Raw genomic sequence first — 23858 nt, 5'->3', positions numbered from 1 at the left:
CCAGATTTGAGCATTCATGAAGAAGAAATTTTTGGCAGTTTGCCTGCCTGCTGTTTTGTCGCTAGCGGCGTGCGGCACCGTTCCTGACTGGATTCCGACTTCCGGCGCGAGCCGTCAGCAGATTCAGGAGCAGCACGATTCGACGCGTGTCGAGGGCATCCAGGTCGTGGATGTGAATGACGCGCTGGCGCGCAAGCTGGCTGATGCGAAGCAATTGGGTCAGTTTTCGAACACCTTCACGAGCAAGACGGCCAACAACTATGGGATTGGACCGGGCGACGTGATCGAAGTGACGATCTGGGAAACGCCGCCCGCGATGCTGTTCAGTTCGACCGCGCCGGTTGCGTTGCCGTCGCTTGGCTCGGGCGGATCGAGCAGTGTGACGCTGCCTGCGCAGATGGTGGCCGCCGACGGCACGATCTCCATTCCTTTCGCGGGCCGCATCAGCGTGGCCGGACGCACGACGGAGCAGATCGAGGCCAGCATCGTCAGCCATCTCAAGGGCAAGGCGAATCAACCGCAGGTGCTGGTTGGCGTAGCGAAGAACAATGCTTCGAATGTCACTGTGGTAGGCGAAGTCAACACCAGTTCGATGATGCCGCTCACGCCGAAGGGCGAGCGTTTGCTGGATGCGCTGGCGTTCGCGGGTGGTTTGAAGCAGCCGGTCAGTCACATGGCGGTGCAGCTGTCGCGCGGCAATACGACGGGGATCATGGCACTCGATTCCGTGATTCGTGATCCTAAGCAAAACGTGTTGCTCAAACCAGGCGATGTGGTGACGGCGCTGTTCCAGCCGCAGACGTTCTCGGTGCTGGGCGCGACAGGCAAGAATGACGAGATTCCGTTCGAAGCACAGGGCATTTCGCTGGCCCAGGCACTCGCGCGTTCGGGTGGTTTGAACGACAACCGTGCGGATGCGCGTGGGATTTTTGTATTCCGGTTTGAAGATGCACGGCTTGTCGATAACAGGGATCCTTCGGTTAAAGCGAGTAACGGCAAGGTGCCAGTGGTGTACGAGATCAATCTGCGCGATCCGGCGTCGTTCTTCGTCACGCAGAATTTCCCGATCGAAAATCACGACGTGATTTATGTATCGAACTCGCCTGGCGCGGAATTCAGAAAGTTCTTGACCTATGTCGTGATGATCGCCGATCCGACGGTGACATTTACACGTGATTTTCAGTGACGGGTTATGACGGCAAGAGTACGTAGCTCCAGCGAAATCACGCTCTCCGTCTGGCGCGCAATGTTTCTGCGTGAAGCGCTCGATCGCCTGTTCGAAGCGCGTGCGGCGTGGCTTTGGCTGATGGTCGAGCCGGTTATCTATATCTCGCTCCATGCATTTGGTCTTGAGACATTCCACGTCCATGAGATTGGCGGAATGGCGATCAATATGTGGATCATTGCGGGCTTTATCGGCTTTCTGCTCTGGCGCCGAACGTGGACCCAGGTGCTGCACGGCATTGACTCGAACAAAGCGTTCTTTGCCTATCGGCAGGTTAAGCCGTTCGATGTCGCGCTCGTGAGAGCGGTTCTCGAACTGTTTCTCATGGTGCCGATCTCGGTGATGATCGTCGCACTCGCGATCGTCGCAGGTCACGCGATGACACTGGATCGCGTCAATCCAGTCTGGCTTCCGGCAGACCCGCTACTCGTCATCGTCAGCTTCGTGGGATTGTGGCTGCTCGGGCTTGGATTGGGGCTGGTGACGTCGGTTGCGATGCACGTCGTCCCGGAACTCGATCATATTTTCAAGCTGCTGTATTTGCCGCTCTATTACATCTCAGGCGCGTTACTTCCGATCTCGCTATACGTTCCTACACCTTACCAATACATATTTGTGGCCAACCCTGTCGTCAATGGTCTCGAATTGATGAGGCAAGGCTTTTTGCCTGGTTACCACGCACTCGCTGGTGTAAGCCTCGCCTATCTCTATGCGTGGGCGCTGGGGATCATGCTGGTTGGTCTGGCGCTGTACAAGCGTTTTTCTCGCAAGCTGGTGATGCGTTGATATCGATCGAGAACGTTCATAAACGCTACGTGACTGACCACGGCGCCGGGAAGTGGGTGCTAAAGGGCATCACGATGACCATTCCTGCGCGTCGGAGCGTGGCCTTGATTGGCCACAACGGCGCGGGCAAATCCACTTTGCTGCGCATTATTGGCGGTATCGATTTTCCGACAAAAGGGAAGGTTGACCGTCTATGCCGCGTTTCCTGGCCGATGGGCGGAGGCGGGCTGGAAGGTACGCTGACGGGGCGGCAAAACGCGAAGTTCGTGTGCCGGGTTCACGGTCACGAAGAAGAATTGCCGCGTCGCCTGGCGTTTATCCAGCAGTTCGCCGAATTGGGCGACGCGTTCGATCAGCCTGTGCAGACGTACTCTTCGGGCATGCGCTCCCGGCTTCAGTTTGCGTTTTCGCTTGCGTTCGATTTCGATGTCTACATCTCAGACGAGGTGACTGCGGCGGGCGACGCGCGTTTCAGGAAGAAGGCCGCCGAAGCCTTCAAGAGTATGGCGAGCAAAGCCAGCGTAATCATGGTCTCCCATGACGAAAGCACGCTTAAGCAATTTTGTCAGTCGGCGATCTGGATCGATGAGGGCAAGGCCCACTGGTACGACGATCTCGCCGAAGGGCTGGAAGCATACAAGACCAAACTTCTCAAATGAAAGAACCACTGGCATTAGAAAATCTGCGTTCAGGCAGTAGATGGACCGTAGCTTACGATAAGGCAAAGGACACGCTTTTTTCTATGCGTGTCTTCAAGCTGATCATCTGGGCGGTAATCGTGTTTGCGGTCCTGTCCATTCCCTACTGGTTGATTTTTGCTTCGGATCGCTATGTTTCCCAAGCGACCGTGATCATGCAGAGAACGGACCAGATCAATGGTCCGAGCATGGTCATTCCGACCGCCATTTCGGCGGCGGCTGGTGTGAATAGTTCCGATCAGCTTCTGCTACGCGAATATCTGCTTTCTGAGGATATGCTCGAGAAGCTCGACGCACGACTTGATCTGCGTTCGCACTACAGCAACTGGCATAGAGATCCGGTTTCGCGTATGTGGTTCAAGGACGCACCGGTCGAATGGTTCTATCAGTATTGGCTCAATCGCGTAGACGTCGAATATGACGACTACAGCGGTGTGCTGCGCATTCAGGTTCAGGCATATGACGCCAGTACGGCAAAGGCAATCGTCGACCTGATGGTGGGACTGGGCGAGCAACATATGAACGAGCTAGGTCATCAGCTCGCGCAATCGCAAGTAGATTTCCTGCAAAAGCAGGTTACGTTCGCGCATGACCGCCTTCTCGAGGCATCCACGAACCTGATCAACTTCCAGAACCGAAAAGGTCTCGTGGCCCCCGCTTCGACCGCGGAGAGCCTCAATGCATTGATCGCAAAACTCGAAGCGCAGAAAACGGATATCCAGACCCAGTTGGCGTCGTTGCCGGCGGATTTGAGTCCCAGCCAGCCTACGGTCCTGATGCTCAAGAAGAGCCTTGCGGCGCTGGAGCAACAGATTGCGCTGAAGCGCGCGGAGTTGGCATCGCCTGAGAGCAGGACGCTCAACTATACCGTCGAAGAATTTCAGCGTTTGCAACTGCAGGTCAATTTTGCCCAGGATCTCTACAAGACGTCGCTTTCGGCAATGGAACAAGGGCGTATGGATGCGGCGCGAACACTGAAGATGGTTTCGGTCCTCCAATCCCCAACGATGCCCGGTTATCCGGTTCAGCCGCAGCGCATTTATAACGCGTTCGTGACGCTGCTTATGGCACTTGCAGTGATCGGTGTGATCAAGCTGCTGGAAAGCATTATCCGAGATCACGTTGATTGATTTCAGAAAAAGAATGAAGACTCTGATTGTCATAGGAACCCGGCCGGAAGCGATCAAGATGGCACCCTTGATCAGCATGCTGAACGAGACGCGGGAGATCGAAACGCAAGTCTGCGTCACGGCGCAACATCGCCATATGCTGGACTCGATGCTGAAATTCTTTGGCATTCGCCCTGACTACGATCTCGACATCATGGCGGCGGACCAGTCCTTGCTGGCAATGACCAGCAGGGCGCTGGCCGGGCTCGAAAACGTATTGAGCGATGCACGTCCGGACCTCGTTCTCGTTCAAGGCGACACATCTACGACATTCTCTGCAGCGCTGTCTGCGCATTACAAACAGATCGCCGTCGGTCACGTAGAGGCGGGGTTGCGGACTGGCGATTTGTCGGCACCCTGGCCGGAAGAGGCGAACCGTCGTCTCACCAGTGTGCTCGCCAAATATCATTTCGCACCGACATCGCGCGCTCGCGAAAATCTGCTGCGCGAAGGCATTCTGGAATCAACCATTCATGTGACCGGAAACACCGTGATCGATTCGCTGCTCCATACAGCAAAGCGGCTTCGGACCAGCGAGGCGCAGCGCAATGAACTCGATCGTCGATTTGGTTTTCTGAATCGCGACAAGCGTCTGATCCTCGTTACGGGACATCGGCGCGAGAATATCGGCGATGGGATCGATTCTGTTTGTGACGCGTTGACGGAACTCGCGCGCCGTAAGGACGTGGAAATTGTTTTTCCGGTGCACCTCAACCCACGGGTGAAAGATTCGGTTTATCGCCGCCTCGCAGACGTGCCGGGGGTTTTTCTCATCGAGCCACAGGACTACTTATCATTTGTCTATCTGATGGATCGATCGACTCTGGTAGTGACCGATTCGGGCGGCGTGCAGGAGGAGGCGCCGGCGCTAGGCAAGCCGGTGCTGGTCACGCGTTCGGTTACCGAGCGGCCGGAAGCGCTGGCGGCCGGCACGTCGCGCATGGTCGGAACCGATCGCGCGATGATCCTCGACGAATCGACGCGCCTGCTGGATGACGCGAAAGCCTATGCGGCGATGGCCCACGCAGAGAACCCGTATGGCGACGGCAAAGCTTCGCAGCGAATTAGAGATACTCTGGTGAGCGCATGTTGAACACGATTTCGATCATCGGGCTCGGCTACATTGGTTTGCCGACGGCAACACTATTCGCATCGAGGAAGATGCGGGTGATTGGCGTGGACGTCTCTGCGTACGTCGTCGACACAATCAATCAAGGGAATATTCATATTGTCGAACCCGAACTGGATATTCTGGTTCGAGCGGCTGTAGGTGCTGGCTATCTGCGTGCGACGATGCAGACAGAACCCGCAGACGTGTTCGTCATAGCCGTTCCGACACCATTGACGGACGAAAAGAAGCCCGATCTGAGTTGTATCGAAGCGGCCGCGAAGTCGATCGCCCCGGTGCTGGCGAAAGGCAATCTGGTGATACTGGAGTCAACTTCACCTGTTGGTACTACTGAGCGACTAGCGGCGTGGCTGGCAGAGATGCGGCCGGATCTGACCTTCCCTCAACACGCTGGTGAAGCATCGGACATTCGCATCGCCTATTGTCCCGAGCGCGTTCTGCCTGGCCGGATCGTGCACGAGCTGGTAGAAAATGATCGCGTGATCGGTGGCATGACATCCAAATGCTCAGAAGCGGCTGTGCGGCTTTATCAATCATTCGTAAAGGGCGAGTGCGTCGTCACTGCAGTGCGTGCGGCCGAAATGTGCAAGCTGGCTGAAAACAGCTTTCGCGATACCAATATTGCGTTCGCGAACGAACTTTCCATGATCTGCGACGAGCAGGGCATCGACGTCTGGGAACTGATTCGTCTCGCTAACCGGCATCCGCGTGTGAACATCCTGCAACCGGGCTGTGGTGTGGGCGGTCACTGTATCGCCGTCGATCCCTGGTTCATCGTTGATAGTGCACCGGATTCCGCAAAACTGATTGCAACCGCGCGTGTCGTCAACGATTCGAAGCCCGAATGGGTGCTTCGGAAAGTGGATCAGGCTATCGCCGATTTGCAAAAACTGGGATTGACCGCAAGCGATATCAGCATCGCGTGTTTTGGATTGACGTTCAAGCCGGATATCGACGATTTGCGCGAAAGTCCTGCGCTGCACATTGTGCAAAAGCTGGCCGAGCGCCATCCCGGCAAGATCTTTGCGGTCGAGCCTAACCTGGAAAGTCTCCCGGAGACACTGATCGATTTACGGGTCAGGCAGATGGATACGGGCGTCGCAGTCGAGCGAGCGAGCATTCTGGTCCTGCTGGTCGACCATGCGCAATTCAAGCTTATGTCCTTCAAAAACAATAGCGACCAGAGAATTATCGATACCCGCGGTGTGTGGGGGAAGAAGCATGTCTAAAGAAACCGGCAACACGGAAGTCATTGAATCTGGAATCTCAGCGCTGCGCCAGGAAAATGACCTGCTGCTCGCGCAGTTGCATCGCGCCCAGGAAGAACTGGAGCGCAGCTATTCGCGCAATCCAGAATCCAGACATCATGGTCCGAGCGTTTCGCGAGTTGCTGATTCATACGGAAGCGATTGGGTTGCCGATGAGCTGCCGGAAATCCATGCGGAGAATCAGCGCCTGCAGGCGCTCGTCGATGTGCAGCGCGATGTCCACAGATTGGCGACCGGTCATGCGTTGAACGCGCGCCTCGGCAATATCCTGATTGATGGTGCAGATGCGCCGCGCACCTTGCTGTCCGTTCCCGGCCAACTGCTCAAGATCTGGCGGCAATCGAGCCGGAAAACGCCACCTCGTGAACTGGGCGGCAAGGATTTCGGCGAAGTCGTCGCTAGATTTCGCGCAGCTGGGTTCGCCGCTGTCGAGAAGCTTCTGGACGGCACAGCAGTTTCGCCTGCCATGAAAGCGACGGCCTATACAGCCTTGGCCCGTCAATTGATGGGCGACGATCGTGCGAGTGCAGCAGAAGCTTCACGGCGGGCTTACGCGCTCGATCCGCAGGCATACCGCCTGAAGTGGCTTGCCTTTCGGCTTCATGAGGCAGGTCAGGCCATTGAGGCCGAAGCGACGCTCGATGTTCTGCCATCCGAAACGCAATTCAGCGATTCAGAGGCACGCCAGGCGCGCCAGCTGCGCGCCGAAGCGAAACTCGCGCGCCAAAGCCTTGCCAGGGCGCAGACCGCCGTGGTCGAGCGGCGAGCCGCCGCGGACAAGCGACTGAATAGCCTTATCGACGATCGCGACCGGGAATCGAAGCGCGCGATCGAGCGTGCGCAGCAAATCGAAGCACTCGCACAAGCGCATGCAAAACTTGAGCTCGATAGAGCGGCCCTTGCGGTTCGATTGGAGTCGCAAACGAAAGATCTGAGCAAATCCGCGCGCGAGAACCAATCGCTCAGGCAAGACACTGCGCAACTGAGAAGCGAAGCGGATGCGGTGGCGGAAAAGCTCGATGGCTGCGAGAAGAAGCTGCACGAAGCAATCGGTGCGTTGACGCAAAAAGACGGCGAGAGTGAATTGCTGTTGACGACGCTCCAACAGGCCCAGAATGAGCTGGAGAATGCTTTTGTTGAGCATGAACGCTTGTCGCTCGCGAATGTGCAACTTGAGGCGCAAACGCGCACCGCTGAAGCCGATCGTCGGATCGCTGAAGAGCGCGAGCGAGAATTAACGACACATCGGCAAGAGTTGGCATTGCTTGAGCAGGAGAAGCAGGCTCTCGCGGTCAAACTCGAAGTGGAAATCCGACTTGCGGGCGAACGTAATCGGGAATTCGAGGTATTGCTCCAGTCGAAAGCACAACTCGAGCAGGAGAAGCAGTCGCTGGCGATCAGGCACGAAGTACAAAGCGGTGTTGTTGCTCAGCGCGTGCAGGAAGTCGAATCACTGGAGCGCGTACGAGTCCGGCTGGAGCAAGAGAAGCAGACCTTGACGGGCAGCTTTGAGGCGCAATCGAAGGCACTGGAAGAGCGTCGTCAGCAACTCGAAGTCCTGAAAGAAGCGAAGCTCAAGCTTGAGGGCGACAAGCAGGCGTTGACGGTGTGGCGCGATGGCCACAAGCGAGTCGCCGAAGAACGTGGACAGGAAATCGAAACGTTGAAGCTGGCGAGTGCAAAGCTCGAGCAGGAAAAAAAGGCCCTGACCGAGTGGCGTGATGGTCATAAGCGCGTTGCAGAGGAGCGCGGTCGTGAACTTGAGACGTTGAAGCAGGTGAAGTCGAGGCTCGAGCATGAGAACTCCGTTCTCGAAAAGCAGAGAAAGGCCGCAGGCACGCGTAGCAACAATGGCGACGCGGATATCGACGACCTCATCGGCGATCTGGAAACGTTTTTCAACGGACGGGCGATCATTTATGTCGACGTGGGTGCCTACGTTGGTGACGTGTTCCTGAAGATCAAGCGTTCGGTTACGAAATTCCGTATTCATGAAGCACATCTTTTCGAGCCGAATCCGCATAGCTACGCGCAACTGACGGGGAAGGTTGAAGGCACGAATAGTCCAGCGGTGCACACCTACAATCTCGCCATCGGCGAATCGGGCAACGTGCATCGATTCGTTCCGGCAAAGAGCATGACGAAGGTGCTATCTGACGACGTCCAGGCTGGCAGCGGCCCCGGAGACGTTTTCACCGCTCATTGCGTGAGCCTCGACAGCCAGTCTTCGATCTTTACCGATGGCAAGATCAATCTGCTGAAGATCGATGTCGAAGGGAAAGAGATGGACGTGCTGTCAAGCGCGCGTCAACTGCTGGTGACCCAAAGTGTCGACATTCTCTATATAGAAGTGGGTTTCAACCGCACCGGGACGCAACAGACCTATTTTGCAGACATCGATCGATTCCTTCAGGAATGCGGCTATCGAGTGCTGAGAATTTACGAGCAGAAGGAAGAGTGGATGAGTGATTCTCCTTTACTCAGACGGGCGAATATCGCGTATATGAGCGAAAAATTTGCGAATGCGCATCCGCTCAAGCTGGTTAGAGAGTTAAACGAACTCAAGATGAAGCTCAATGAGTTGACGGGTGACGTGCTCGATTCTTGACGAAAATTCAATTCGCGAGATCCGCAAAATGGCTAGGGTAAAGCTCGCGTTGTCGAGGCGGTATTAATTCGAAAATGCCGCGAAATCTGTTTTAACGGGGTGGGTGATGGGTATCAAGCAGGGAAACGACTTGATGCGTTCCGGCGATCTTGCTGGCGCGATCAAGGAGTACAGAAAAATCGAGAAAAGCGACCCGCTGTATCAATTCGCTGAATTCAATATTGCCTTGGCCGAGAAGAAGCTGGAGCCGAATTTTCAGACCTTTTCGCAAATGCGTGACACGCATCGCGAGGTGTCTCGTCTCGGCCCCAAGATCTCAATCGTCATGCCGGTCTTCAATGTAGGACCGTTTCTTGACGCGTGCATACTTTCAGTTCGCTACCAGACCTATAAGAACTTTGAGTTGATCATTGTCGACGATGCATCCACGGATAATGGTAGAGAGATCATCCGGATGCATGCAGAGCTCGATAGCCGGATTCGCGTGATCCACCTGGGACACAACACGCTTGGCGGCGCGGGCATTCCCAGCAATATCGGTATCAAGGCAGCAACGGGTACGTACATCGGTTTCGTCGATAGCGACGACTGGATCTCTGAAAACGCGTTTGAGAAGATGGTGGCCGCTGCGGAGCGGCATCAGGCAGATATCGTTATCGGCGGTTTTCGGACGTTCGTCGAGCATAGTCGCTTCTACTCCGAAGCCTACGATTTGCAGACCTTCGAAAAAATTCCGGCTGATGAGGTCTTTACTGCCAGGTCATGCCCCGAAGTGTTCCGTGCTTCGCCTGTGCCATGGCGTAAGCTATATCGGCGTGCGTTTCTCGAAAGCAATCAGATTGCTTTCCCGGAAGGCGATTATTTCTATGAAGATAATCCGCTGCACTGGTTCGTGCTCGCGTCGCACGGGAAACTGGTCAAGCTCGACGATATCGTCAGCTACCATCGTATGGCACGTGAAGGCCAGACGATGGGAGCGGCCGATTACAAGCTTGCTGCAATGTGCAGCCACGTCAACACGATTGGCCGCTTTCTGAGTAGTCACCTCGATTTGCCGAACGACCAGCAGGTCGTCGACGAGTATTACGACTATTGTTATCGCAGTAGCTGGATCTCCCAGCGTCAGGAACGCGACGAGGTCAAGGCAATCATCGGCAAGCGGATTGCACAGATTGTTTCGAAATATCAGAAGAAGTTGCCGTCGAAGAATCTTCGCCAAAGCTTCGATAAACGTATTCAGGAGTTTGCCGACGGCTACGCGCAGCACGATTTGACGGTTGTCATTCCGACCTATAACTGCGAAGCCTTCGTCGAAGAAACGATCAACTGCGTAGTGAACGTGCCGGGTATTACGACCAACGTTCTCGTTATCGACGACGGTTCGCAGGATCGGACGGCAGAGATCTGTCGTTCGCTCGAAGCGAAACACTCGAATCTGCATTTCTTTGCGCAGAAGAATCGCGGGGCGGGCCGCGCGCGCAATGCCGTCATTCCGCTTTGCACAGGGCTGTATACATTCTTCCTTGACGCGGACGATGTGGTCGATGGTGTCGCGTTAGGTAAGGCTGTGACCGATGCGAAGCGGCACGACAATGATTTGTACTTCATGAAGTACAAGATCGAGTTCCATGAAAAGAAGCAGGTTCGCGATATGTTCAATGCGGACAAGGCGTTGTGGGACAGCTTCCGGCAAGCGAAAGGCAACGATGAACTACGTCGTTTCGCGGCGACGCTAATCAATTATCCGTGGAATCGTATTATCAAGACCGAACTGCTCCACGATGCCAATATCTTTTTCGGCGCGACGGTGGTTCACAACGACATCGCCTTCCACTGGGAAAGCCTGTTAGCTGCGAGCCAGATTGGCTTCGGTGAGGACGAAGTGTGCACGCACCGCAAGTTCGAAGAGCGATCGCAGATCACGAACGTTTCCGACCATCGGCGTTTAACCGCATTTGATGCACTTGAGTCTACGCATAACCGTATCGTCGAGCATCCGAACGGGATCTATCTGATCGATGTATGGAGTGATTTCGCGAGAAATCTCGTTGGCTGGGTAAAGGATCGGGTTCCTGAAGAACTCCAGCCGCAATACGAAGCGAGAAAAACGAAATTTTTGGATTTGCTGGCAAGTCAGCAGGAAGAGGAAGCCCACAATGTATGACTATCTGATCGTCGGCGCCGGTATGTTTGGCGCTACCTTTGCACGTCTGGCAGCCGATGAAGGCAAGACCTGTCTCGTCATTGACAAGCGTGAGCATATTGCGGGTAATTGCCATACGGAGGAGCGTGAAGGAATTCACATCCACGTTTTCGGCCCCCATATCTTTCACTGCAACGATGAAAAGATCTGGGCATTTGTGAACCGATTTGCCAGATTCAATAATTTCAGAAATCAGCCGATTTCGATCTCGGATGGCAAGGTTTTTTCGTTGCCGTTCAACATGTACACGTTCAATCACATGTGGGGCGTGACAACGCCGCAGGAAGCAACGGCGAAGATCGCGTCGCAGAAACTCGACTTGCAAGGCCGTGAGCCGCGCAATCTGGAGGAACAGGCGCTCTCGCAAGTGGGAACCGATATTTACGAAAAGCTGATTCGCGGCTATACGGCAAAACAGTGGCAGCGCGATCCGAAGGATCTACCTGCCTCGATCATCAAGCGCCTTCCGGTTCGGCTGACGTGGGATAACAACTACTTCAACGACAAGTATCAGGGCGTTCCAGAAGATGGTTATACGGCCATGTTCGCGAATATGCTGGATGGTATCGATGTGAAACTTGGGGTGGATTACCTCGCCGACCGCGAAGCATGGAACGCGAAAGCGAAGACCGTCGTGTTCACGGGGAAGATTGACGACTATTTCGATTGCCAGTTTGGTGAGCTTGAGTATCGGACCTTGGACTTCGAAACGTGGGTAGAAGACACCGACAACTATCAAGGTAATGCCGTTGTCAATTACGGCGACTCCAACGTGCCATGGACCCGCGTAATCGAGCATAAGCACTTCACGCCGGGCAACAAGAGCCCGAAGACGGTCGTGACGAGAGAGATTCCCGCGGCATGGACCAACGGGAAGGTCCCGTATTACCCGGTCGGTGACGAGGAAAATACCGAGCGCTATGCAAAGTATCGTGAACTGGCAGAGCAGGAGAGCAAGGTGGTGTTTGGTGGTCGCCTTTCCGAGTACAAGTATTACGACATGCATCAGGTGATTGGCTCGGCGTTTGCCAAGTTCCGGTCCATGGCATAAGCGAACGATTTAGATACCTGGAAGATCAGAGCAGCGCTTCGGTGCTTGAGCAAGTCTTGTCTATATGAATATTTTCAGATTACAGAAGTCGGATGGCTCGATTGTCGAAAACCCGACCATCGAAGGGCTGCTAGTCGACTTTCGGGCGAGTGGTTCGGAAGTACTCGTCCACGAAGGCGCATTGTTCAGAAACTGCAAGTTTATCGTCGGAAAAAACAGCAGAATCTGCATTGAGCCGACTCACAAGCGCGGCCTGATCAACACGACCGTTGATATGTCCGGCGTCGGCGTAAACAAGAGTCTTTCGATCAAGTCTGGAACATCGATCGAGAGTGCGCGGTTTGCGATGGCAAACGAAAGTCATCTCCACATTGAGATTGGGCGCGGTTGCATGCTGAGTTCGAATGTCGTCTTCCGTGTGACTGACGGGCATGTGATGTTCGATCTCGATTCGGGCGAAATCCTTAACAAGTCCAGACCAATCGTCATTGGCGACGACTGCTGGATTGGCTCGGAAGCCCTTTTCATGAAGGGCAGCGTAGTTGCTAACCGAACGATCGTGGGGACACGCGCTTTGGTGGCGTCGAGGTTCGAGGAAGAGAACGTGGTCATTGCTGGCGTACCGGCAAAGATCCTCAAGCGTAATTGCGGCTGGAGTCGCACCTATATCGACAACTACTCCGTCGACTCTTGAAATCGATTATCGAAGTCATAGATTGCTGGACCCATTCGGATCGGCATGCAGGTTGGGAGCCGACATGCTTTGCTACGAAAACGAGTTGAAAGGGAGGTTGGAATGAGGGTTCGCGCAATGCGATGGTTATTGTGTAGCTACGCTTTGGCGTTGTCGCCAGCGTGGGCAGGACCGGTGAGCCTCGAGCCAGACCAGGTTTCTTCGCTGCGATCGTTGATAAAGCAGGATTCCGAAGCAACGGCTCTATACGAGCAGCAAAAAAGGATGGCTGTCGGCGCGCTCAGTGATGATCCAAAGCCGGTTCCTGTGCTCGTTGGAGAAGGCAGACTCGACTCGGACCCGGACAAGATCCGATCGGATAGCGCCCTCAAAGACATGCAGAAGATCTCTGCGTTGGCGTGGGTGTGGCTGGTGAGTCAGGACGCCAGATTCGCGGACAAAGGCACTCAATTCATTCTGGCGTGGGCGAGGGTGAACCGGCCTGATGGCGACCCCATCAACGAAACCAAGCTGGAACCCTTGATTGTCGGCTATGACGTATTGCGTCAGCGATTCACTCCCACGGATAGGGTCACTGTCGATGGCTGGCTAAGGGATCAGGCAATCACGCTTTGGAACGATCCCCGACATCGCACGGAAAACTGGCAAAGCCATCGGCTGAAGATAGTCGGGCTGATAGCGACGACACTGGATGACGACGCATTGTGGAGGCAGGTAACGGAAGGATTCAAGGTTCAGATGGATCGCAGTTTCCTGCCCGATGGTGAGAGCACGGATTTTCAGCTTAGAGATGCGATGCATTACAACTTGTATAGCGTCGAACCATTACTGACGCTCGCGTGCGTTGCACATCAACGTCATCATGACTGGTACGACTATCAGGCACCGTCGGGGGCGTCTCTACGGCGCGCGGTCGACTTTATCAAGCCTTATGCATTGGGTGAAAAGAAGCACATCGATTTTGCGCACTCGAAAGTGAATTTCGACCAGGTCAGGTCGCGGGCCGGCGAAGGGGAGTATTCGCGGCATCAGTGGAGCACCTGCGAGGCAGGACCGGTATTCTCGGGCGCGAGTTGCGTAGATCCTGATGCCGGCGCTACGGCGGTCAAGGTCTGGTGCGGAGCCCCGCATAAGCGGTTTGTCGATTGGCAGAGTGTCGTGAACGCCGTAAAGAGCGGCAGCTAACAATGTGTGCGTGGCACAAAGACGTGCTGGGGAAACCATCCCGATGTCGACAGAAGCGTTGGCTGCACAGTGGTGGAAGGGCGTCCGACTTCCGTCGGTGCTATCGCAGAAGGCCCAGCCGCTCCGTCTTGTTTAAAGGTAACTGAATGAAAATCGCAATCGCCGGCACAGGCTACGTCGGCCTTTCGCTCGCCGTACTCCTCGCGCAGCACAACGAAGTCATTGCTCTGGACATCGTCGCAGAGAAGGTGGCGATGCTCAACCGCAAGCAGTCTCCGATTGAGGACGCCGAGATCGAGGACTTTCTCGCGAACAGAGCTCTGAATTTCCGTGCCACGCTCGACCGTGTGGAAGCCTATGCGAATGCGGATTACGTCATCATCGCCACGCCGACCGACTACGATCCAGAGACGAATTACTTCAACACGCGCTCGATCGAGAGTGTTGTTCGCGAAGTCAAGGAAATCAATCCGCGCGCCGTGATGGTCATCAAATCGACGATTCCGGTCGGCTACACGGAGCGCACGCGCGAAAAGCTGGGCACGCAAAACCTGATCTTTTCGCCGGAATTCCTGCGCGAGGGCAGAGCGTTGTACGACAATCTGCATCCTTCACGCATCGTTGTCGGCGAACGTTCAGAGCGCGCGGAAGTCTTTGCAAACCTGCTCAAAAGAGGCGCGCTCAAGCAGGACATTCCCACGCTTTTTACCGGCAGCACGGAAGCCGAGGCAATCAAGCTCTTCGCGAATACTTACCTTGCGATGCGCGTAGCGTACTTCAATGAACTGGACACATACGCGGCGCAGCACGGCCTCGATACGCAACAGATCATCGAGGGCGTGTGCCTCGACTCGCGCATCGGTTCGCACTACAACAATCCGAGCTTTGGCTACGGTGGCTATTGCTTGCCTAAAGACACCAAACAGCTGCTCGCAAACTACAGCGACGTGCCGCAAAATCTGATTCACGCGATCGTCGAATCGAACGGCACGCGCAAGGACTTTATCGCCGAGAGCGTGCTCAAGCGCCGCCCGAAAGTGGTCGGCATTTATCGGCTGGTGATGAAAGCCGGCTCCGATAACTTCCGCGCGTCGAGCATTCAAGGGGTGATGAAGCGCATCAAGGCCAAGGGAGTGGAAGTGATCGTGTACGAACCGGCAATGCACGAATCGACTTTCTTCAATTCGTCCGTCATTAAAGATCTGGCCGAATTCAAGCGTTCGGCTGACGTCATCATTGCAAATCGCTCGACAGCCGATCTGGCCGATGTGGCCGACAAGGTGTACACGCGCGATCTGTTTGGCGGCGACGCATGACCGATCTGAAGGCGGCTCAAGAAAATGCCTTGAACTCGCAGCTTCCGCGCATCCTGTTTTTCAATGTGAATGGCTCAGGCATGGGTCATTTGAATCGTTGCCTTGCCTATGCGCGGCAACTGCGTGGTCGCGCGCACGCTGTGTTCTTTTCATTGGCGTCGGCAATCGAACTCATCGAAGAAATGGGATTCGAGGCCGATTACTTTGTCTCGCCCTATTGGTCGGCAAGCTCGTCGTTCGCATGGAATAGCGAACTGGCTGTGCGTTTTGGCATGGTGCTCGAACGTGTGCGTCCCGATGTCATCGTATTTGACGGCACCTGGCCATTTCAGGGCTTCCTGGCGGCGTGCAAAGCGTACGGCTCGCCGGCGCTAGTCTGGTCCAATCGCGGCCTGCTCAAAGAAGGCGCCAAGACGGTCACTGTAGATGAAGCTTTATTCGATCTGGTCATTCAACCCGGAGAACTAGGCGCGGGAGAAAGCGAAACTGCGCGAATGAGCGGCGGCTCGCGTGCGCTCGTGCCACCGGTTTGCGTGCTCGATAGCGATGAGTTGCTCGATCGCGCAGCGGCTAGAGACGCGCTGGGCATTCCCCGGGCCGGTCGCTTCGTTCTGTTCGCGCTGGGCCCTGGCAATCTCAAGGACGTCGCGGGAATCGGGCACGGCTTGATTCGCGTTTTCGAGGCGGCTGACTTCAAGGTGGTCTGGGTGCGCGCGCCGATCTCCGTGCGGGATGTCGAATTGCCCGAGGGCGTTATGCCACTCACGGTTTATCCGCTGGCGCGTTATCTGCGGGCTTTCGACGCTTTCGTCGGGGCGGCCGGATACAACACGTGCTGTGAACTGGTGCAAGCCGGTGTCCCGGCGTTGCTGGTGCCGAACGCGCAACTCGCCGACGATCAGGTCCGTCGCGCGCACATGGTCGCTGACGTCATGCCCGCCGTTGTCTCGGGTTGCGAGACAGACGAGGATCGAGAAGAAGCCGTGCGCCGATTGCTCGGTATGTTGAGCGTCGCCGAGCCCGCGGGCGTTGCGATTGCGATGAATGGCGCAGCACTGGCCGCTGAAAAGATTCTCGCGTTGGCCGGGAGAAAGGGGGCTGCGCAGTGAGTGTGATGGCAGAAACTAAAGCGTTGCGCCGGAAGATCGAGGCGCTAGCGGCAAAACCTGAGTGGTCATTGCTTCAGCGACACGATCTGTTGAGCAGGAAGCCGGTGTCTTCCGCCAGTGCGCGTGCGTGGCGAAAAATTCGTAGCGTGCTCGCGTCAATGGGTTTGATCTCGCCACATATCACGCCTTTTGCGTGGTTGCCGACTCTCAATCACCGGCCGGTTTCTGCCGATGTAAAGACGGTGATGATCTGGGCGCCAGGTGTGCAGCGCGATCAGCTTCGTATTGCATGCGAGCGCTTTTCGAAGAAGTTCCTGGGTCGTGAAGATCTGGCGCCAGTCCTCGTCACCGATATCGCCGATTTCGCCTTTTATTCGCGGCTTGGCTGGCTGGTTGAGTATTTGCCGGCATTGAGCGGCGAGGGACCCTCCCTGCAGCAGCGAAAGCAGGCTTATCTTGCATGGCGCTATCGCGATGCGTGCATCGTTCCGTTGAGCGCTGGACTCGCCAGCGAACCGGTATGGAATGCGTTGTTGAAATTGAGCTGAGAATGATGGAAAAGAATCGCTACGCGATGTTGACTGTCGATACCGAGGCATTGCCCAAGCGCGCGCCTCACGATCACGTCAAGCGGCTCATGTGGGGCATGCACGATCGTGGCACCGCAGGCATCAAGGAAATGGCCGAGATAGGCGACGAGTTCGGCGCGAAGCATGTCTATTTCGTCGATCAATGCGGTGCATGGTCTTATCTCGACGAAACACGTGAGGTTGTACGTTGGCTCGATTCGGTTGGGCAGGACGTACAGTTGCATACCCATCCCGAGTACTTGCCCGATTCATTCTGGGCCGAGCATGGGCTTGCGCGTCGGCCGCAATACATGAATCAGTACACCGACGACGCACGTGCGGAATTCGTCATCAAGTATTTTGCCAACCTGATCTCCGAAGAAACGGGTAAGCCGATTCTCGGTCATCGTGCGGGCTCATTTCGCTGGAATGCGGCTTCGATTCGCGCACTCGACGCCGCGGGTGTGCGCGCGTCGTTCAACAATTCGATGTGCGCCGTCCATGCCAATCAATGCGTATTCAGCGAGCCGACGAATCAACCGTTTGCGTGGTCGAATGGCGTGCTCGAAGTACCGATGACGGAAAAGAAAATCCTCCCGAAAGTCGGCAAGGAAGAGTGGTGGGCGCGTCTTACCTATCCAGAGTCGCCGTATTTCCGCTTCCGGCCGTGGTGGGGCAAGTTGCTGCTCGACGCATTCAGCGGCAGTCCGTCGTTTTCCATTTTTCTGCTGCATTCGTGGTCGCTGTTGTATTGGGACGAAAAGGGCTATGCGACATATCGCGACGATCAACGCGTCGAAGGCTATCGAAAACTGCTGCGCCGTTTGACGAAAGACTACGACGTCATCACCACGGCGGAGTTTCTCGATCTCCACGCGCGCGGCAAGATCAAGATGGGCAAGACCGTCGATCTCGCGTATGCCGAACTCGTGCAGCAAGGAACGTTACGCGCATGAGTTTTACGCTTGATTCGCTCCAGACATTCGTAAGCGAGCCGTACCTCGGCTTGAGCCGATGGCTCACTTTCCGCGCGCTCGAGCGCAAGGCAAAACAGCGCGCGAAGATCGCGGCATTCGAGCCGGATCGCGAGAGTCTGCTGTATGTGGCCGCGAGCGCTTTGCCTTATCACACGAGTGGCTATACCACGCGTACGCACGAGGTTGTCCGTGCGATGGCTGCAGCCGGCGCCCGTGTGCACACATTGACACGGCCGGGCTACCCGTTCGATCGCATCGATCGCCTCTGTGATGCGGCGGGTGCGCAGACGCAGGTTGGTGACGTGCGCTATCTGCACGCAGCGGGGCCGGCCAACAATCGTCCGGTCGTGATGTATGCGATGCAGGCGGCGCATGTGATCGCGCATTGGGCGAAACAGCATCGTGTTGCGGTGATTCACGCGGCGTCGAATCACGTGAATGCGTTGCCGGCGCTGCTCGCGGCGCGGCAGTTGGGCATTCCGTTTCAGTACGAAATGCGCGGCCTCTGGGAACTCACGCGCATCTCGCGGTTTCCGCGGTACGAAGGGCGTCAGGGCTTTCTGCAGGGTCTCGAACTCGAAGGCCTGGTGGCGCGCCATGCCGACCGCCTGTTTGTGATTTCGGAGCAATTGGGTCGCTTTGCGCGAGACCGATGGGGAGTCGATCAGGAGCGCATGTTCCTGCTGCCCAATTGCGTGGAGCCAGAGCGTTTCGCGTCTCTGGCTCAGCGGGGCATTGAAGCCGGCACGATCGGCTATGCGGGCTCCTTGATGGCCTACGAGGGGCTCGACACGCTGATCGATGCGGTGGCGCGACTGCGCGCGCGCGGTGCGCCGCCAAAGGTTGAAATCATCGGCGATGGCGAAGCGCGCAAAGCGCTCGAAGCACAGGCGCAGCGACTGGGCGTGTCCGAATATGTGCGCTTTCTCGGGCGCATGTCGCCGCAAAAAGCGCAGGAGACGTTGAGCCGGTGCGCGATCGTCTGTATTCCGCGCAAGCCTTTCAAGGTCTGCGAGATCGTGCCGCCCATCAAGCTCGTTGAAGCCATGGCGATGGGTAAGCCGGTCATCGTGCCGGATTTACCGGTGTTTCGCGATGAAATGGGCACGGAGCCCGCCGGCTGGTTCTTCAAGGCGGGCGATGCGGCCGATCTGGCACAAGTGATCGAAAGCGCGTTGGCCGATCGTACGGCGCTCGCTGCGCGCGGCGAGCAAGCAAAGGAATACGCGACCACGCAGCGTTGCTGGCGCGAATTTGTTATCAAGGCACTACCCAACAGGGCGGGGTGAGGGGAATGGTTGGCAGGGTCATAAGAAAGCTGGGTTCACTCGTCTACGACTATCCCGGCGTTGCGGAAGATGAGCCGCGCGCCGGGCGCTTCGGCCAGCTGAAAATCGCGCTCGTCACGGACTATTTCACGGCGGATTGTCTATCCGCTGAATGTCGTGTGCGCGTGATGACGCCGGCGAATTACCGCGACGTGATCGGCAACTGGAAACCGGATCTGGTGCTGGTCGAGTCGGCGTTTCACGGCGTAGATGGAAGCTGGCGCTATGAATTGGCAAAACAGCCGCGAACGTTGCGTCTCACGAAACCAACGGCCATTTTCCGTCTCGTGGATTTCGCGAAAAAGGCAGGCGTACCGACGGTATTCTGGAACAAGGACGATGGTCCTTTCTTCGATGCTTTTATCGAAGTGGCAAAGGTATGCGATTACGTCTTCACGACAGATGAAGCGTGTCTCGATCGCTATCGCCAGCAGGTGCCCGCACATGTTCCGGTGAACACCTTGATCATGCCGTATCAGCCTGCGTTTCATAGCTTCACGGGATTCAATTTCACGCGAAACGAAGTGTGTTTTACGGGCAGCTATTACCGCCGGATTCTCAACGAACGGCGCCGCTTTCTCGATATGGTGTTCGAGATCTGCGAGCACAACGAGATGCCGCTCAATGTGTTCGACCGCAATCACGACCGGCTATCACGCCATTTCGAGTTCCGCTTTCCCAGGACTGCCCAGATGCGCTTGCACGGCAAGGTGCCGCATCGCGAAACGGCTAACGTCTACAAATCGCACGCGGTGTCGATCAACGTGAATTCGGTGACGAGTTCCGAGACGATGTTTTCGCGCCGGCTGGTGGAAATTCTGGCATGTGGCGGCATTGCGGTGACCAATCCGAGCCGGGCTGTCGAACGCCATTTTCGCGACTTCTGTCACGTTGTGAATACTTATGAAGAGACGCGCGAACTCTTTGCGCGTTTGCGTCACGGGCCTTCGCAGGAGGATCGTGATCGCGCGGAGGCGGGTGCGAAATATGTGCGCGAGAATCACACCTGGGAACATCGGCTGGAAGAAGTCTGTGCCGTCGTGAAGCTCTAAGGAACGGATCACGATGCTTGCGTTGCTTTCCTGGTTTTGTCAGGCGGTGTTTCTTGTCGTCGTCGCCTATTTTGCGCTTTACGTGCTACTGGAATTGCGGGTCTTTCTGATTTCGCGAAAGGTGGAGCGGCGCAAATTGACTGAGCTTGCACATTCTTCATCGGAAGTCGAAGCGCATTGGTGGCCGTCGGTCAGTGTGTTGCTGCCGATTTGCAATGAATCGGAAGTCGTGGAACGTTTGATCGATGCGGCCTGCCGTTTGCGCTATCCGGCCGGTCTGCTCGAAATTCTGGTGCTGGACGATTCATCGGACGGCACGACCGCGCTGGCGTGCGCAAAGATTGAACATCACGCGGCGCTTGGCGTCGACATTCGCCTGATCAAGCGACACGATCGCAAAGGCTATAAGGCGGGCAACCTCGTCAACGGCATCCAGCAATCGCGTGGTGAGTTCTTTGCCCTATTCGATGCGGATTTCGTGCCACCCGCCGATTTTCTGCTCGAGACGATTCCGTGCTTTAAAGATCCGAAGCTTGGCTTTCTGCAAACCGGTATTGGTTACGAGAATCGGGACGTGTCGTTTCTGACGCGCTTCCAGGCGATGGAGATGGGCCATCAACAATACGTTACGGTTGGTCTGAGCGAAGACGGCGACATGGCTTCGCTCAGCGGTAGTTCATGCGTCTGGCGCAAAGTGTGTGTCGATGCGCTGGGCGGCTGGAACGCTTCGACGGTCACGGAAGACGTGGATCTGGGCTATCGCGCGCAATTTGGTGAATGGAAATACGCGTACTTGCGCAACGTGGTGTCGATGTCGGTGCTGCCTGAGACCATCAGTGCATATCGCATCCAGCGCGAGCGTTGGGGGCGCGGTTTGATACACAGCGGTTTCAAGCACGTTAAGCTGATGCTGCTGCAACGCATGCCGTTCATGAAACGCATGCATGCAATTTCCGTGATGTTTTCGTCCGTGCTGCTCGCATCGATTTACGTCTTGATTCTACTGAGCTTACCGCTCGCGTATCTCGTGCATTTCGATGGCGCGTTCATGCGCTGGGGCGCGATAGCATTCTTCGGTCTTGCGGTGTTGTGGGGGCTGGAAAATGCATTCGGTGCACGCCACGGCGCGCGCTTCGATGGCAAACGCAGCGCTGTTCAAGCGCTGTGGGACACCTATCGCTATATCGCCATGTTTTTGCCGATGGCCTGGTATTACTTTGTCGGTGGAGTGCGTGCGCTGTTCGGCGTATATGGCGATTTCAACCGGACGCCGAAAGGAAAAAGCGACGATCGGTCAATGATGCCGAGGATCAATGCCGTGTTGCTGGCAGGCGAGGTCTTCACCTTTCTCTATTCGGCGATTGCAGTTGTGATAGGCGTCCAACGCGGGAATTACTTTTTGATTCCGCTGAATGCGACCGTTTGTGTTGGATTTGGCATGGCACTGTATTGGTCGTGGCGGGAAAGGCGCATGTCCAGGCACGTATGAACGGGCAGAAATGCAAATTGCGCGTGACACGCCATGGCGACGAATCATGGCGGCAGATTGAAGGAGATCTGGCATGACGATGAGTATCAGTCCAATACACCCGGCAACTGAGCTGCTGGGTGAGTGCGAGGTAGCGCCGCGCGCACTCAGATTCCGTCCGGCCCGTCCAGGCGACGCACGGCTCTGCGCGCCGCTCATATTCGCGTCAGGCTCGCATGAGTTTGAGTTCTTTCTCGGTGTGTCGCCCGAGCGCTGCATTACCTTTCTCGCCTTTGCATTCGGGCTCGATGGCGGTCGTTTTTCATGGCGTCGCCATGAAGTCGCGGTCGATGCAAGCGGCGAGATCGTTGCGGTGCTGGCTGCGCATGACGGCCGTCGTATTCTCGCTGACGATCCGCACGTGGTCCTCACGCTGGTGCGTCACTTCGGCGTGTTGCGCACGGTGCCCATGCTGCTGCGCGGCCTTGTCCTCGAAACGGAATTGCCCAAGCCAAAGCGTGCCCAGACGCTCGTTGCACATTGCGCGACGCGTGAGGCATCGCGCGGCACTGGCGCCTTCAGCGCCTTGTTCACGCACGCGCTGGGGGAGGTCGCGCGTGGCCTGAATACGCCGGCGCGTGAAATCGTGCTCGATGTGCTGGTCAGCAACACACGCGCCGCTGCGCTCTACCGCCGCCTGGGTTTTGTCGACATACCACGCCGCAAGCCGCGCTCGAAGCGTTTGCCTGCCGAACTCGAATCGATCCGCATGCGTTTCGAGCCGCGTGCACACCGGTAGTTAGAAGGGAAGCATGGCTGCCGTGTATGCAACGTTCCTGTAAACTTGGCGGCGCATCGCACGCTTTCCTGCGTGCCCGCGCCCCAAGTCCAGCAACGTCCCGACCATGCTCCGATCCCTTGCCGCCCTGCTGATTTTCCAGTGTCTTGGCGAGAGCGTTTCATACGTTTTCTCGCTGCCCGTTCCCGGTCCCGTTATCGGCATGTTGCTGCTGTTCGCTTTCGCGATGATGCGGCCCGCCGCCGCCACCGCGATCGAACCCACTGCGCTCGAACTCCTGCGTCATCTCTCGCTGCTGTTCATTCCTGCGGGCGTGGGCATCATGGTGTCGGCGCAGGCAGTACGAGGCGAAGCGCTCGCGGTGATCGCGAGCCTGGTTTTGAGCACGACGCTCGGGATCGCCGTCACGGCGCTCGTCACGCGCGCATTGTTGCGCAGACAACGAAATCGCCATGCTGGGGAGGGCGCAGTGTGAACTCACATCTGCCGCTCGACAAACTCGACGCCATCTGGGTCTATCTCGCCGCGTCGCCGCTGCTTGGCCTCACGCTCACGCTGGTCGCGTATCTGATTGCGCTGAATGTGTACGCGCGCGCGAAGCATAATCCGCTGGCCAATCCCGTGTTGATTGCCGTGGCGATTGTGGTGATCGCGCTCAAGCTCACCGATACGCCGTATCGAACCTACTTTGAAGGCGCGCAGTTCGTGCACTTCCTGCTCGGCCCGGCGACGGTCGCGCTCGCGCTGCCACTTTATCGGCAGTGGGACAAACTGCGGCGCACCGCGCTGCCTTTGCTGGGCGGTCTGGTTGCGGGTTCGCTGACGGCGATTGTTTCGGCGGTGGGTATTGCGAAAGTACTGGGCGCGACGCCCCAAACGCTCGCGTCGATTGCGCCGAAGTCGGTGACGACGCCTATCGCCATGGCGGTCGCCGAAAAAGTCGGCGGTATTCCTTCGCTTACGGCGGTGCTCGTGATCTCGACGGGCGTGTTCGGTGCGGTAACGGCGCGCTTGATTTTGAACGTCGTCGGCGTGCGTGAAACCGAGGTGCGTGGTTTCGCGATCGGCGTGGCGTCGCACGGCATCGGCACCGCGCGCGCGTTTCAGGTGAGCGAGGAAATGGGCGCGTTTGCCGGGCTCGGCATGGGGTTGAATGGCGTGTTCACGGCGTTTGTCGTGCCGGTGTTACTGCCGATATTGCTGCGCTGGATATAGAGAGGATCG

Annotated in this window: 21 protein-coding genes; all 21 read left to right on the top strand. The window is 56.6% G+C overall.

Annotated features, from left to right (window positions below):
* The first annotated feature begins 16 nt into the window (after positions 1-16).
* The 21 genes from G3N59_RS03905 (at position 17) to G3N59_RS03805 (ending at position 23849) form a co-directional block, all read left to right on the top strand.
* Positions 17-1186: a polysaccharide biosynthesis/export family protein gene (locus G3N59_RS03905; protein WP_205981233.1), complete on the top strand. Its 1170-nt coding sequence runs from the start codon at positions 17-19 to the stop codon at positions 1184-1186.
* Between the two features lie 6 nt (positions 1187-1192).
* A complete protein-coding gene (locus tag G3N59_RS03900; protein WP_205981232.1) occupies positions 1193-2011 on the top strand; it encodes an ABC transporter in 819 nt (272 codons plus the stop codon).
* Positions 2008-2670, top strand: a complete 663-nt coding sequence (locus G3N59_RS03895; RefSeq protein WP_205981231.1) for an ABC transporter ATP-binding protein — start codon at positions 2008-2010, stop codon at positions 2668-2670. The genes G3N59_RS03900 and G3N59_RS03895 overlap by 4 nt, the downstream gene beginning before the upstream one ends.
* Positions 2667-3839 (top strand): chain-length determining protein, encoded by a 1173-nt coding sequence (locus G3N59_RS03890; RefSeq protein ID WP_241023169.1) that lies wholly within the window; start codon positions 2667-2669, stop codon positions 3837-3839. The genes G3N59_RS03895 and G3N59_RS03890 overlap by 4 nt, the downstream gene beginning before the upstream one ends.
* 13 nt (positions 3840-3852) lie before the next feature.
* Complete coding sequence (wecB, locus tag G3N59_RS03885) at positions 3853-4971, top strand: UDP-N-acetylglucosamine 2-epimerase (non-hydrolyzing) (RefSeq protein ID WP_205981230.1); 1119 nt, start codon at positions 3853-3855, stop codon at positions 4969-4971.
* Positions 4965-6236, top strand: a complete 1272-nt coding sequence (gene wecC, locus G3N59_RS03880) for a UDP-N-acetyl-D-mannosamine dehydrogenase (RefSeq protein ID WP_205981229.1) — start codon at positions 4965-4967, stop codon at positions 6234-6236. Before wecB ends, wecC begins: the two co-directional genes overlap by 7 nt.
* Positions 6229-8883, top strand: a complete 2655-nt coding sequence (locus G3N59_RS03875; protein ID WP_205981228.1) for an FkbM family methyltransferase — start codon at positions 6229-6231, stop codon at positions 8881-8883. The genes wecC and G3N59_RS03875 overlap by 8 nt, the downstream gene beginning before the upstream one ends.
* Before the next feature lie 106 nt (positions 8884-8989).
* Positions 8990-11047 carry a glycosyltransferase family 2 protein gene (locus G3N59_RS03870; protein ID WP_205981227.1) on the top strand — a complete coding sequence of 686 codons (2058 nt, stop codon included), beginning with the start codon at positions 8990-8992 and terminating at the stop codon, positions 11045-11047.
* Entirely contained in the window at positions 11040-12137 is a 1098-nt protein-coding gene (gene glf / locus G3N59_RS03865; protein ID WP_205981226.1) for a UDP-galactopyranose mutase, read from the top strand. Before G3N59_RS03870 ends, glf begins: the two co-directional genes overlap by 8 nt.
* Before the next feature lie 64 nt (positions 12138-12201).
* On the top strand, positions 12202-12831 hold the full coding sequence (locus tag G3N59_RS03860) for a hypothetical protein (protein ID WP_205981225.1): 630 nt from the start codon (positions 12202-12204) through the stop codon (positions 12829-12831).
* 174 nt (positions 12832-13005) lie between these two features.
* Complete coding sequence (locus tag G3N59_RS03855; RefSeq protein ID WP_205981224.1) at positions 13006-14016, top strand: alginate lyase family protein; 1011 nt, start codon at positions 13006-13008, stop codon at positions 14014-14016.
* A 146-nt stretch (positions 14017-14162) separates the two neighbouring features.
* Positions 14163-15332 (top strand): nucleotide sugar dehydrogenase, encoded by a 1170-nt coding sequence (locus tag G3N59_RS03850; RefSeq protein WP_205981223.1) that lies wholly within the window; start codon positions 14163-14165, stop codon positions 15330-15332.
* The gene (locus G3N59_RS03845) at positions 15329-16441 is read left to right on the top strand and encodes a glycosyltransferase (protein ID WP_205981222.1); all 1113 of its coding nucleotides are present in this window, start codon (positions 15329-15331) and stop codon (positions 16439-16441) included. Before G3N59_RS03850 ends, G3N59_RS03845 begins: the two co-directional genes overlap by 4 nt.
* A gap of 5 nt (positions 16442-16446) precedes the next feature.
* Positions 16447-16989, top strand: coding sequence for a hypothetical protein (locus tag G3N59_RS03840; RefSeq protein WP_205981221.1), 543 nt, complete (start codon positions 16447-16449; stop codon positions 16987-16989).
* 2 nt (positions 16990-16991) lie between these two features.
* Complete coding sequence (locus G3N59_RS03835) at positions 16992-17966, top strand: polysaccharide deacetylase (protein WP_346777846.1); 975 nt, start codon at positions 16992-16994, stop codon at positions 17964-17966.
* Positions 17963-19276, top strand: coding sequence for a glycosyltransferase family 4 protein (locus G3N59_RS03830; protein ID WP_205981220.1), 1314 nt, complete (start codon positions 17963-17965; stop codon positions 19274-19276). The genes G3N59_RS03835 and G3N59_RS03830 overlap by 4 nt, the downstream gene beginning before the upstream one ends.
* A 5-nt stretch (positions 19277-19281) precedes the next feature.
* Positions 19282-20367 carry a glycosyltransferase gene (locus G3N59_RS03825; RefSeq protein WP_205981219.1) on the top strand — a complete coding sequence of 362 codons (1086 nt, stop codon included), beginning with the start codon at positions 19282-19284 and terminating at the stop codon, positions 20365-20367.
* Positions 20368-20380: 13 nt separating this feature from the next.
* On the top strand, positions 20381-21856 hold the full coding sequence (locus G3N59_RS03820) for a glycosyltransferase (protein ID WP_205981218.1): 1476 nt from the start codon (positions 20381-20383) through the stop codon (positions 21854-21856).
* Positions 21857-21935: 79 nt separating this feature from the next.
* Positions 21936-22634, top strand: coding sequence for a GNAT family N-acetyltransferase (locus G3N59_RS03815; RefSeq protein WP_205981485.1), 699 nt, complete (start codon positions 21936-21938; stop codon positions 22632-22634).
* A 106-nt stretch (positions 22635-22740) separates the two neighbouring features.
* Positions 22741-23109, top strand: coding sequence for a CidA/LrgA family protein (locus G3N59_RS03810; protein ID WP_205981217.1), 369 nt, complete (start codon positions 22741-22743; stop codon positions 23107-23109).
* The gene (locus G3N59_RS03805) at positions 23106-23849 is read left to right on the top strand and encodes an LrgB family protein (RefSeq protein ID WP_346777845.1); all 744 of its coding nucleotides are present in this window, start codon (positions 23106-23108) and stop codon (positions 23847-23849) included. The genes G3N59_RS03810 and G3N59_RS03805 overlap by 4 nt, the downstream gene beginning before the upstream one ends.
* Positions 23850-23858: the final 9 nt, after the last annotated feature.

The organism is Paraburkholderia sp. Ac-20340, from assembly GCF_017104965.1.
In the GTDB taxonomy this organism is placed as follows: domain Bacteria; phylum Pseudomonadota; class Gammaproteobacteria; order Burkholderiales; family Burkholderiaceae; genus Paraburkholderia.
Note: the sequence above shows the minus strand (reverse complement) of the source record. Positions and strands in the feature narration are given on the sequence as shown.